13 protein-coding genes are annotated in these 11,620 nt (G+C 70.0%); 2 read left to right on the forward strand and 11 right to left on the reverse strand.

Annotation, left to right across the window (positions count from 1 at the left end):
- Positions 1 to 81: 81 nt before the first annotated feature.
- The 9 genes from secF to pdxS form a co-directional block, all read right to left on the reverse strand.
- Positions 82 to 1,071, reverse strand: coding sequence for a protein translocase subunit SecF (gene secF / locus RWH44_RS09480; protein WP_298872887.1), 990 nt, complete (start codon positions 1,069 to 1,071; stop codon positions 82 to 84).
- On the reverse strand, positions 1,071 to 2,780 hold the full coding sequence (gene secD, locus RWH44_RS09485; protein WP_298872886.1) for a protein translocase subunit SecD: 1,710 nt from the start codon (positions 2,778 to 2,780) through the stop codon (positions 1,071 to 1,073). The genes secF and secD overlap by 1 nt, the downstream gene beginning before the upstream one ends.
- Positions 2,781 to 2,824: 44 nt before the next feature.
- Positions 2,825 to 3,283, reverse strand: a complete 459-nt coding sequence (locus RWH44_RS09490) for a preprotein translocase subunit YajC (protein ID WP_316004392.1) — start codon at positions 3,281 to 3,283, stop codon at positions 2,825 to 2,827.
- Between the two features lie 91 nt (positions 3,284 to 3,374).
- On the reverse strand, positions 3,375 to 4,421 hold the full coding sequence (gene ruvB / locus RWH44_RS09495; RefSeq protein WP_298872884.1) for a Holliday junction branch migration DNA helicase RuvB: 1,047 nt from the start codon (positions 4,419 to 4,421) through the stop codon (positions 3,375 to 3,377).
- Positions 4,414 to 5,034 (reverse strand): Holliday junction branch migration protein RuvA, encoded by a 621-nt coding sequence (ruvA, locus tag RWH44_RS09500; RefSeq protein ID WP_316004393.1) that lies wholly within the window; start codon positions 5,032 to 5,034, stop codon positions 4,414 to 4,416. The genes ruvB and ruvA overlap by 8 nt, the downstream gene beginning before the upstream one ends.
- 9 nt (positions 5,035 to 5,043) lie before the next feature.
- A complete protein-coding gene (gene ruvC / locus RWH44_RS09505; RefSeq protein ID WP_316004394.1) occupies positions 5,044 to 5,646 on the reverse strand; it encodes a crossover junction endodeoxyribonuclease RuvC in 603 nt (200 codons plus the stop codon).
- 48 nt (positions 5,647 to 5,694) lie between these two features.
- Entirely contained in the window at positions 5,695 to 6,453 is a 759-nt protein-coding gene (locus RWH44_RS09510) for a YebC/PmpR family DNA-binding transcriptional regulator (RefSeq protein WP_316004395.1), read from the reverse strand.
- Positions 6,454 to 6,462: 9 nt separating this feature from the next.
- Positions 6,463 to 7,083 (reverse strand): pyridoxal 5'-phosphate synthase glutaminase subunit PdxT, encoded by a 621-nt coding sequence (gene pdxT / locus RWH44_RS09515; RefSeq protein WP_316004396.1) that lies wholly within the window; start codon positions 7,081 to 7,083, stop codon positions 6,463 to 6,465.
- Positions 7,073 to 7,957, reverse strand: a complete 885-nt coding sequence (gene pdxS / locus RWH44_RS09520; RefSeq protein WP_298872873.1) for a pyridoxal 5'-phosphate synthase lyase subunit PdxS — start codon at positions 7,955 to 7,957, stop codon at positions 7,073 to 7,075. Before pdxS ends, pdxT begins: the two co-directional genes overlap by 11 nt.
- A gap of 96 nt (positions 7,958 to 8,053) precedes the next feature.
- On the opposite strand from pdxS, the gene RWH44_RS09525 reads away from it, so the two are divergent.
- Both RWH44_RS09525 and pdxY read left to right on the forward strand, forming a co-directional pair.
- Positions 8,054 to 9,394, forward strand: coding sequence for an aminotransferase class I/II-fold pyridoxal phosphate-dependent enzyme (locus RWH44_RS09525; RefSeq protein WP_316004397.1), 1,341 nt, complete (start codon positions 8,054 to 8,056; stop codon positions 9,392 to 9,394).
- Entirely contained in the window at positions 9,391 to 10,242 is an 852-nt protein-coding gene (gene pdxY / locus RWH44_RS09530) for a pyridoxal kinase PdxY (protein WP_298872867.1), read from the forward strand. Before RWH44_RS09525 ends, pdxY begins: the two co-directional genes overlap by 4 nt.
- Before the next feature lie 185 nt (positions 10,243 to 10,427).
- On the opposite strand, the gene RWH44_RS09535 is transcribed toward pdxY, so the two are convergent.
- Positions 10,428 to 11,033 (reverse strand): hypothetical protein, encoded by a 606-nt coding sequence (locus tag RWH44_RS09535; RefSeq protein WP_316004398.1) that lies wholly within the window; start codon positions 11,031 to 11,033, stop codon positions 10,428 to 10,430.
- Between the two features lie 57 nt (positions 11,034 to 11,090).
- Positions 11,091 to 11,603, reverse strand: a complete 513-nt coding sequence (locus tag RWH44_RS09540) for an HIT family protein (protein WP_298873150.1) — start codon at positions 11,601 to 11,603, stop codon at positions 11,091 to 11,093.
- Positions 11,604 to 11,620 lie beyond the last annotated feature (17 nt).

The raw sequence follows: 11,620 nt of genomic DNA on the forward strand, positions 1-11,620 counted from the left end.
AGTCTACGCTCCCCCGGCGTGCCGAAGCGGGCACGCCGGGGGATGTCGAGCGCGCACCAGGTGCGTGCGCTGCTACGGCGGTCAGGCCGGGATGCCGGCCTTCTCCCGGGCGGCCCGTACGCGCTGGTCTCGCTGGGCGATCGGCTTCTCGCGCTCGCGCAGCAGGGCGTACATGGGCACGGCGACGAACAGCGTCGAGTACGCCGCGACGATCGTGCCGACGAAGATCGACAGCGAGATGTCGCTGAGGGTCCGCGCTCCGAGAGGCACACCGATGAACAGGATCGCGCCGACGGGCAGGATCGCGACCACGGTGGTGTTGATCGAGCGGATCAGTGTCTGGTTCGCCGCGAGGTTGACCGACTCGGCGAATGTGCGGCCGGAGATCTCCCCGTCGTCCCGCGTGTTCTCCCGCACCTTGTCGAAGACGACGGTGGTGTCGTAGAGCGCGTAGGAGAGGATCGTGAGGAAGCCGATGACGGCGGCGGGCGAGATCTCGAAACCGAAGACCGCGTATACCCCGATCGTGATGACGAGCACGTCGACGAGGCCGATGATGGCGGCCACCGACATCTTCCACGTGCGGAAGTAGAGCGCGAGGATGAGGAATGTCAGCGCGAGGAAGATCGACAGCCCCCACAGCGACTGCCGCGTGACGTCGGCACCCCAGGTGGGGCCGATGAAGGAGTCGGTGATCTCCGACGAGGGCACGTCGTACGCGGTGGCGAGAGCGGCCGAGACGGCCTGGGTCTCGTCGGGCCCGAGCTGGTCGGTCTGCACGCGCACGGCCTGATCGCTGATCGTCGTGACGCGGGTGGTGGCTCCCGGAACGACGGACGTGACGGCGTCGGTGGCGAGGGCCTGATCGAACGATGCCGGGTTCGACACGGTGAACTGCGACCCGCCGGTGAACTCGATGGAGAACTGCACGGGTCGGAACAGCGGCACCAGCGCGGCGCCGATCACGAGGACGGCGGCGATGATGAACCACAGGCGACGACGCTGCACGAACGGGAAGGAGGTCTTCCCGGAGTAGAGGTCGTTACCGAGCTGCGACATGGAGCGGGGCATCAGTCGTCTCCCTCCTTCGTGGAGCGGCTATCGCCGCGGGCGGCGGCCGCGAGTTCCGCCTGCTTGCGCTCGGCGATCGTCTGGCGGCGCTGTGCTTCGCCGCGGGAGCGCGAGGTGCGACCCGCATTCGCGACGGGAGCGCGGAACTGGGCACGGCCGCGGTACACCGCGCCGAGAGCGTTGGGATCCATACCCGAGAGCGGGTGGCCGGAGCCGAAGAAGCGCGTGCGCGCGAGCAACTGCATCACCGGGTGCGTGAACAGAATGAAGATGAGCACGTCGATCGCGGTGGTCAGCCCCAGCGTGAAGGCGAAGCCCTTCACCGTGGAGTCGGCGAGGATGTAGAGCACGACGGCGGCGAGGACGTTGATCGACTTCGAGATGTAGATCGTGCGCTTGGCCCGCGACCATCCGTCTTCGACCGCGGCGGTGATCGACTTGCCGTCGCGAAGCTCGTCGCGGATGCGTTCGAAATAGACGATGAACGAGTCGGCCGTGAAGCCGATCGTCACGATCAGGCCCGCGACGCCGGCCAGTGACAGGCGGAATCCCGCACGCCACGCCAGGATGCACAGGGCGAGGTAGGTGAGCACCGCCATCACGGCGAGCGAGGCGATGATCACGGTGCCCAGCGCCCGGTACACGATGAGCGAGTAGATCGCCACGAGCCCGAGGCCGATCAGACCGGCGATGAAGCCGACCTGCAGCTGCTGCGATCCGAGCGTGGCCGAGACGGTGTCGGAGCTGACGACCGTGAAGCTCAGCGGGAGGGCGCCGTACTTCAGCTGGTCGGCGAGGGCCTTGGACGACTCCTGTGTGAAGCTGCCCGTGATGCTCGGACGACCGTCGACGATGATGCCGTTCATCGACGGCGCGGACAGCACGCTGCCGTCGAGGACGAAGGCGAACTGGTTGAACGGGGCCTGAGCTCCGTACAGACGCTGGCTCACCTCGGCGAACTTCTGCGTGCCCTGGTCGTTGAACACGAGGTTGACGGCCCACTGGCCGGTGTTCTGCTCCTGGCCGTTGGTGGCGTCGGAGATGTCGTTCCCGTCGAGTTCGACGGGGCCGAGGATGTACTTCGCCTGCCCGTTGACGTCGCAGGTGATCATCGGCTGGTCGGCCGGGGCCTGCGCGGGGTTGGACGACGGGTTGGCGCAGTCGTACGAGAGGAACTCGGCCTGCAGCGCCGGCGTGATGTATGCGGGGTCGCTCGCGTTGGTCGGCGACGCGGTGGGGGTCGCCGGCAGGCTCGGGTCGGGTGTCGGGTACGGGGTGTTGTTGCCGTCCTCGCCGACGAACGACGTGGCCGGCGAACCCGTGAACAGCACCGGCCGCAGCTGCAGCTGAGCGGAGCTCTGGATGCGCTGACGCGTGGCGTCGTCGGCCTGGCCGGGGATCTGCACGACGATGTTGCGCCCGCCCTCGGTGGCGACGTCCGCCTCGCCGACGCCCGAGGCGTCGACGCGCTGGCGGATGATCGTGACGGCCTGTGCCAGCTGGTCGCTGTCGGGGGCCGCGCCGTCGGTCGTCTGGGCTTGCAGAATGATCTGCGTCCCGCCCTGGAGGTCGAGAGCGAGCTCGGGAGTCCAGGAGCTGGCGTTGAAGACGTACACGCCCAGCGCGTTGATGCCGAAGAGCACGCCGACGATGGCGAGCAATCCGGTCAGTACGCGCCAGGCATGACGGACAGGGGTCGAGGGCGCCACGGAGTCGGCTTTCTGTGCGGCGGGCGGGAACGGCGGAGCGGGCGTCAGGCCTGCGGGCGGTCCTTGTCGGTCGGGTCGGGGTCGGCGGTGTGCTGACGGGCCGCGCGCTGGTCGTCGCTGATCGAGGTGATGTCGCCGTCGGCGACGCCCGCGACGTACTCGGCCTCGGTCTCCTCCGCCTCGATGAACTCGTCTTCGGTGACCGCGCCCTGGGCCGGGTCGACGATGCGCAGCACGGCCTGGCTGTGCACCTTGATGACCACGCCGGGGGCGATCTCGACGAGGGCGGGCTTGTCGAGGTCGACGCCGTCGTACTCGACGACGGTGCCGTAGAGGCCGCCCTGCAGGAGCACCTCGGCGCCGGGAACGGTCTCGCGCGACTTCTTCTCGAGCTCCGCCTTCTGCTTCTGCATGCGGCGCCGCGAGCTGTAGAACATGAAGATCAGCAGGGCGATGAGCAGGATGACGATGCCGTAATCGGCGAAGAACCGGGCGATATCCATCGAGGCGGTGCACCTTTCGAGTCAGGCGCGCCGTGCGGCACTGCCTAGCGTGAGTCAAGCGGGGGTCGGGGAATCCCTCGCCGAGTATAAGTCATGACCCCTGGCTGAACCGGAGCAGGCCGTCGGGGTGAGGGGCGCCGAGGTGGTCGTACGCCTCGGGCGTGGCGACGCGGCCGCGCGGGGTGCGACCCATGAAGCCGATCCGGACGAGATAGGGCTCCACGACCGATTCGATGGTCTCGGGTTCTTCGCCGACGGCCACCGCGAGAGTGCTGAGCCCCACCGGTCCCCCACGGAAGCGACGCACCAGGGCATCCAGCACGGCGCGGTCGAGGCGGTCGAGCCCGATGGCATCCACGTCGTAGAGGTCGAGGGCGGCGCCGACCGTACGCACGTCGGCGTCGCCGTCGTCGGTGCCCGCCGAGGGGCCGTGGACCACGAGGTAGTCGCGGACGCGCCGGAGCAGGCGGTTCGCGATACGGGGCGTCCCTCGCGAGCGGCGGGCGATCTCGGAACGCGCGGTGCCGGGGAGGCCGACGTCGAGCATCGCCGCCGACCGCGACACGACGCGCTCGAGCTCCTCCGGTTCGTAGTACTCCAGATGCGCGGTGAAGCCGAAGCGGTCGCGAAGCGGGTTGGGGAGGAGTCCCGCGCGCGTGGTCGCTCCGACCAGCGTGAACGGCGAGAGGTCGAGAGGGATGCTGGTGGCACCCGCCCCCTTGCCGACCATGATGTCGATGCGGAAGTCCTCCATCGCCAGGTAGAGCATCTCCTCCGCAGAGCGCGCCATGCGGTGGATCTCGTCGATGAACAGTACTTCTCCGGGCGTGAGCGACGACAGCAGCGCGGCCAGGTCGCCGGCGTGCTGGATCGCGGGACCGCTCGACAGGCGCAGCGGTCGTCCGCTCTCGTGCGCCACGATCATCGCGAGGGTCGTCTTGCCGAGGCCGGGAGGGCCCGAGAGCAGGATGTGGTCGGGCGAGCGCTGCTGGATGCGCGCGGCGTCGAGGAGGAGCTGGAGCTGGCCGCGCACCTTCTGCTGACCGACGAACTCCGCGAGCGAGGTGGGACGCAGGGCCCCCTCGATCGCGAGCTCGGTCTCGTCGTCGGGAGTGCCGGCGTCGCGGACGTCAGCCACCCACGCTCTCCTTCCGCGCCGGACCGAGCATCGCCAGGGTCAGTCGAAGCAGGGCCTGGACCGACGCCCGATCGGCCTCGGAGGCGTTCTCGGCGACGGATGCCACCGCCTCGGCCGCGGTGCGCTCGGTCCACCCGAGCCCGACGAGCGCCTGGGTCACCTGGACGGGGACCTGCCCGTGCGGGGCGACCGCGGCGGGGGTGGATGCAGGCTGAACGGCGAGCTTTCCGGCCAGCTGCACGACGATGAGCTTGGCCGTCTTCGGACCGATGCCCGACACGCGCCGGAAGGGGGCGTCGTCGTCGTCGGCGACGGCCTGGGCGATCTGCGGGACGGTCAGCGACGACAGCACACCGAGCGCCGATTTGGGACCGACGCCCGTGACGCTGATCAGCTGGGTGAAGACGGTCAGCTCTTCGCGCGTCTCGAAGCCGTACAGCGACAGGGCGTCTTCTCGCACGATGAGGTTGGTGTGCAGGTGGACGTCGTCGCCGAGGTGGACCGTGCGCGCGAACTGCGCGGTGACGGCGACCGAGAAGCCCACGCCTCCGACGACGACCACGAGGGAATCGTCGGCGACGTGCGCCGCCGCCCCATGCAGCGAAGAGATCATGAGACGAGCCTACGCGTCCGTTCGTACATGTGTTCGAGCGACACGGGGCTGTGGAGAACGCCGCTTCTCGGCATCCCGCCACGCCCGCTGGGCCGGCGTGAGGGCGGACTCCGCCGAGGGCGTCGCCGCGCCTCCTCGCCATGCGTGGCACAGCGCGATCGCGAGGGCGTCGGCGGCGTCCGCCGGCTGGGGCAGGGCGTCGAGACGGAGCACGCGCGCGACCATCGTCTGCACCTGGAGCTTGTCGGCCGACCCGTAGCCGGTGATGGCCGCTTTGACCTCGCTGGGCGTGTGCGTGGCCGCGGTCAAGCCGTGCTCGGCGGCGAGGAGCAGCGCGATGCCGCTGGCCTGCGCCGTGCCCATCACGGAATGGCGGTTGTTCTGCGCGAAGACGCGCTCGACGGCGACCACGTGCGGCTGGTGGGCGACGAGAACCTCCCGGATGCCGGCGGCGATGGCCGCGAGACGCTTCTCGATCGGATCGCCGGGCGCCGACCGCGCGACGCCGACGTGCACGAGCGAGGCGGTGCGGTTCGGCGAGACGTCGACGACGCCGATGCCGCAGCGCGTGAGGCCGGGGTCGATGCCGAGGACGCGCAGAGAACGGGACACGGCCCCCACGCTAAGCGCAGGGGCCGTGTCGTGGCGAAGGGCGCGCCCTTACTCGTCGTTCTCGAGCTCGGCCTGCACCTCGGGGGTGAGGTCGAAGTTGGTGTAGACGTTCTGCACGTCGTCGCTGTCTTCGAGCGCATCGATGAGGCGGAAGACCTTGCGGGCGGTGTCGGCGTCGACCTCGACCTTGAGGGAGGGGACGAACTCGACGTCGGCGGAGTCGTACTCGATGCCGGCGTCCTGGAGCGCGGAGCGGACCGACACGAGGTCGCTGGCCTCGGTGATCACGCCGAACCCGTCGCCGTGCGGCTCGACCTCTTCGGCGCCGGCCTCGAGCACGGCGAGCATGACGTCGTCTTCGGTCGTGCCCTCGGCGGGGACGACGATGACGCCCTTGCGGCTGAAGTTGTAGGCGACGCTGCCCGGGTCGGCCAGGGTGCCGCCGTTACGGCTGAGGGCGGTGCGCACCTCGGCCGCGGCGCGGTTCTTGTTGTCGGTCAGACACTCGATGAGGAAGGCCACGCCGTTCGGGCCGTACCCCTCGTACATGATCGAGGCGTACTCGACGGCCTCGCCGCCGATGCCGGCACCGCGCTTGATCGCGCGGTCGATGTTGTCTTTGGGGACCGAGGTCTTCTTGGCTTTCAGGACCGCGTCGAACAGCGTCGGGTTGCCCTGGAGGTCGGCTCCACCGAGCTTCGCCGCGACCTCGATGTTCTTGATGAGCTTGGCCCACGACTTGGCGCGGCGGGAGTCGATGACCGCCTTCTTGTGCTTGGTCGTGGCCCATTTGGAGTGTCCGGACATTTCTCCAGTTTACGATGCGGGGGCGCTGATGCCGCGTCGGTTGCGCACGTGCTGCAGGAACCGCTCGTGGAAGCGCGTCTCCCCCGTCGATTCGGGGTGGAACGCCGTCCCCATCAGCACCCCCTGCTCGATCGCGACTACGCGCCCGTCGGGAAGGGATGCCAGGGGCTCGGCATCCGGGCCCCACTCGACCACCGCGGGCGCCCGGATGAACACGGCGTGCACCGGTGGCGCGCCCAGGGCGGGCACGTCGAGATCGGTCTCGAACGACGCGGTCTGGCTGCCGAAGACGTTGCGTGCGACGCGTGCGTCGATGCCACCGAAGGTCTGCTGGTCGGCGATCGCGCCGTCGATGCGGTCGGCGAGGAGGATGAGCCCGGCGCAGGTGCCGTACATCGGCATCCCCGCGGCGATCGCCGCCCGGATCGGGTCGAAGAGGCCGAAGGCCCGCGCGAGCTTGTCGATGACGCTCGACTCGCCGCCGGGGAGCACGAGGCCCTCCACGGCGGCGAGTTCCTCGGGCCGACGCACGGGCTGCGCGTCGGCTCCGAGGGAGCGCAGCACGGCGAGGTGCTCGCGCACGTCGCCCTGCAGGGCGAGCACCCCGACGAGAGGGCTGTTACCAGCCACGCTCTGCCAGGCGGTGCGGGGCTGGGAGGTCGCTGACGTTGATGCCGACCATCGCCTCGCCGAGTCCGCGTGAGGCTTCGGCGACGATCTTGGGGTCGTCGTGGAAGGTCGTGGCCTTGACGATCGCGGCCGCGCGCTGGGCGGGGTTGCCCGACTTGAAGATGCCCGAGCCCACGAACACGCCGTCGGCGCCGAGCTGCATCATCATGGCGGCGTCGGCGGGGGTCGCCACTCCCCCGGCGGTGAAGAGGACGACCGGGAGCGTGCCGGTCTCGGCGATCTCGGCGACGAGCTCGTACGGGGCCTGCAGCTCCTTGGCGGCGACGTACAGCTCGTCCTTCGTCTTCGCGCGCAGCGCGTTGATCTCTCCGCGGATCGTGCGGATGTGCTTGGTGGCCTCGGACACGTCGCCCGTTCCCGCCTCGCCCTTGGAGCGGATCATCGCGGCGCCCTCGGTGATGCGGCGCAGGGCCTCGCCGAGGTTCGTGGCACCGCACACGAACGGCACGGTGAAGTTCCACTTGTCGATGTGGTTCACGTAGTCGGCGGGCGAGAGCACCTCGGACTCGTCGATGTAATCGACGCCGAGCTCCTGGAGGATCTGCGCCTCGACGAAGTGACCGATGCGCGCCTTGGCCATCACGGGGATCGACACGGATGCCACGATGTCGTCGATCAGGTCGGGGTCGCTCATGCGGGCCACGCCGCCCTGGGCGCGGATGTCGGCGGGCACGCGCTCGAGCGCCATCACGGCGACGGCGCCGGCGTCTTCGGCGATGCGGGCCTGCTCGGCGGTGACGACGTCCATGATGACGCCGCCCTTGAGCATCTCCGCGAGTCCGCGCTTGACGCGGGAGGTTCCGGTGTCGGTCATGACTGCTCCGTTCCGCGCTTCGGGGCGCGTTCTATTGGCTTAGGCCAAACCGTAGCATGGCGCAGGACATAAGCTGGGCGAAAGCTTTGGGGGCGTATGACCATCGACATCACCGGCCGTTCGGCATCCGAGATCGCCGCGGGCCTGCGCACGCGCATCGAGCGCGGAGAGCTGCCTCCGGGCACGCTCCTGCCGCCGGTCCGCACGCTCGCGGCCGAGCGGGGCGTGAACCGGAACACCGTCGTCGCCGCCTATCGGCAACTCGCTCAGGCCGGGCTCGTCGAGGCCCGCGGCCGCGGGGGCACGAGGGTGGCCGACCGCGCCGCGGTGGCGCAGGAGGGCTACGCACCCGACACCGTGCTGCGCGACGTGGGCACCGGCAATCCCGATCCCGCGCTCATCCCCGACCCCACCGCAGCGCTCGCCCGCTCCGCCCGCCCGGTGCTGTACGGCGAACCCGTCATCGACCCGGGACTGGAGGCGTGGGCGCGCGAGTGGATGGCCGACCAGCTCCCCCACGACGACATGCGCATCACGGTCACCAGCGGCGCGAGCGACGCGATCGAGCGTCTGCTCGCGCAAGCGCTCCAGCGCGACGACGCGGTGGCGCTGGAAGACCCCTGTTTCCTGTCGGCGCTGCACACCGTCCGCACCGGCGGGTACCGTGCGGTCCCCGTGCCCGTGGATGCCGAGGGTATGACGGTCGAGGGGCTCCGGGAGGCACTGGCCGCCGGCGTCCGTGCGGTGGTCGTGACGCCGCGGGCGCACAACCCCACCGGCGCGAGTCTCAGCACGGAGCGGGCGACGGCCCTGCGCGCGGTTCTCGCCGAACATCCCTACGTGCTGGTCATCGAAGACGATCACTTCTCGCTGCTCTCGCGCGCCCCGCTCCACTCCGTGATTGGCCCCGCCCAGCGGCGGTGGGCGCGCATCCGCTCGATGTCGAAATTCCTCGGACCCGACACGTGCCTCGCCGTCACGGCATCCGACGCCGACACCGCCGACGGTCTCGCCCTGCGGCTCACCCCCGGCACGACCTGGGTGAGCCACATCCTGCAGCGGCTGACGCTGGCGCTCGTGACCGACGCGGCCGTGCGGGCCGACATCGAGAGGGCCGCCGAGCACTACGCCGATCGCAACGCCGCTTTCGCCCGCGCCCTCGGCGAACGCGGTCTGCCCGTGACGCCCGGCGACGGTCTCAACCTCTGGGTGCCGCTCCCCGTCGCCGCCGCACGCGTGCGCGAGGAGCTCATGCATCGCGGGTGGTTGGTGCGCGAGGGCGACCCCTTCTTCCTGGGCGACGGCGACCACGGCTCCTTCCTGAGACTGACGGTGCACGACCTCGACGGCGACTCCGCCCGTGTCCTCGCCGACGACATCGCGCGCGCCTGCGGAGTGCTCCGCGCCGACGTGGGAAGTGGAAGGATCGAGGCATGAAGGTTCTCTCGATCCAGTCCGCCGTCGCGTACGGACACGTCGGCAACTCCGCCGCCGTCTTCCCCCTCCAGCGCATCGGCGTCGAGGTGCTCCCGGTGTACACGGTGAACTTCTCCAACCACACCGGCTACGGCGCATGGCGCGGCCCGCTCATCTCGCCCGACGACGTCGCCGCGGTGATCGCGGGCATCGAGGACCGCGGCATCTTCCCCGAGATCGACGTCGTGCTCTCGGGCTACCAGGGCGGCGAGGGGATCGGCGACGTCATCATCGACGCCGTCTCGCGCGTGAAGAAGGCCAACCCGGATGCCGTGTACGCCTGCGACCCCGTCATGGGCAACGCCAAGTCGGGGTGCTTCGTGGCCCCGGCCATCCCCGAGCTGCTGCGCGAGCGCGTGGTCCCCGTGGCCGACATCATCACGCCGAACCAGTTCGAGCTCGGCTTCCTCACCGGCACCGAGCCCGGAAGCATCGACTCGACCTTGGAGTCGGCGGATCTCGTGCGTGCCCGTGGCCCGCGCACCGTGCTGGTGACCAGTGTCGAACGTCCCGACCGCGAGGCCGACACGATCGAGATGATGGTCGTCGACGACGCCGGTGCGTGGATCGTGCAGACTCCCCTCATCCCGATGAAGGCGAACGGTTCGGGAGATGTCACGGCGGCATTGTTCACCGCGCACTACCGCCGCACGGGGGATGCGGCGGACGCCCTGGCCCGCACCGCCTCGAGCGTCTTCGACCTCCTGTCGAACACGTACGAGTCGGGCTCGAGAGAGCTCCGCCTCGTCGAGTCGCAGGAGGCCTACGCCCACCCGCGCCTGCAGTTCGGCGTGCGTCAGGTGCGCTGACTGAGCGCCGAGCGCCCGCCGCTTCGGATCCGCCGCTTCGCGCGCCGCGAGCTTCCTGAGCCTGTCGAAGGCGCCGGCTCGGCGGCGTTCGGGCGGGGTGCGGGATCTCCGCGTCACACGGGTGAGGTCCCTGAGCCTGTCGAAGGGACCGGGACCACAGCAGTGATGTGCCGGGGCGGCGGAGCTCAGCCCCCGTACACCTGCTGATACGCGGCGACCCACGCGTCGCCGTCGTCGGGGCAGAGGAACGTCGTCCCGAAGACCATCACGCTCGAAATGGGCGCCTCCGCTTGCGTGCGGGCTGCACCGTCGAGCTCGGCGGGGATGAGCTGTGCGAACAGCGGAGACGTCGTGACGTGGGCGATGAGGGTCGAGGAGTCCACCTCATGCCGGCTCAGGATGGCGGTCTCGCACGCGTCTCCCGCCAGGGCCAGAGCCAGGTTCTCGTCGGATGCCGTCCACTGCAGCCCCTGCTGTTCGACGTATGCGCGCTGCTGGGCGATGAAGTCCTGCTGAGCCGGGGTCACCGCGACCAACGGCGTGCCGTCCATGGGGAGCTGCTGCTCGCGGAAGAACTCGTCGCGCTCGGCGAACACATCGGCGAAGTCGTCGGGATCGGCCGTCGCCTCGTCACCGGGCGTGGACGGCTGCGAAGCGGCGGGGGCCGGGGCGGACGCCTCCCCCGCCTCCCCGCGCTCGAGCGGGCTCGGAAGCGGGAGGCACGCGGTGGTCGCGCCGAGCACGGCGGCGAGAGTCAGCGAGAGCACGAAAGGGCGAGTCCGAGCGTTCATCGGAACACCATAGCCACGCCCGCTGCCCCGGCGGACGGGGTTGTGGATGACGCCGATTCAGGCGTCCCACGCCTCCGACACCGTCCGGCGCACGTCGCCGAGCAACTGCGGGAGGGCCTTCGTCTTCGCGATGATCGGGAAGAAGTTCGCGTCCGATGCCCATCGCGGCACGATGTGCTGGTGCAGGTGCGCGTCGACGCCCGCGCCCGCGATCGCCCCCTGGTTCATCCCCAGGTTGAAACCGTCGCAGTTCGACACCGCGCGGAGCACGCGCATGCCCCGCTGCGTGAGGGCGCCGATCTCCGCCACTTCCTCGTCGGTCGCCTGGTCGTAGGTGGCGATGTGGCGGTACGGGCACACGAGCAGATGCCCCGAGTTGTAGGGGAAGAGGTTGAGCAGCACGTAGGCGGTCTTCCCCCGCGCGACGATGAGCCCGTCTTCGTCGCTCTTGTCGGGTGCGGCGCAGAAGGGGCAGTTCTTCTCCATCGGCTCGCGGCCGGCGGAGATGTAGGCCATGCGGTGCGGCGTCCACAGGCGCTGGAACTCGTCGGGGACGCCCGGCAGGGTCATCGCGTCGACGAGCTCCG

Origin of the sequence: Microbacterium phycohabitans (assembly GCF_032464935.1) — a bacterium.
Classification (GTDB): Bacteria; Actinomycetota; Actinomycetes; order Actinomycetales; family Microbacteriaceae; genus Microbacterium; species Microbacterium phycohabitans.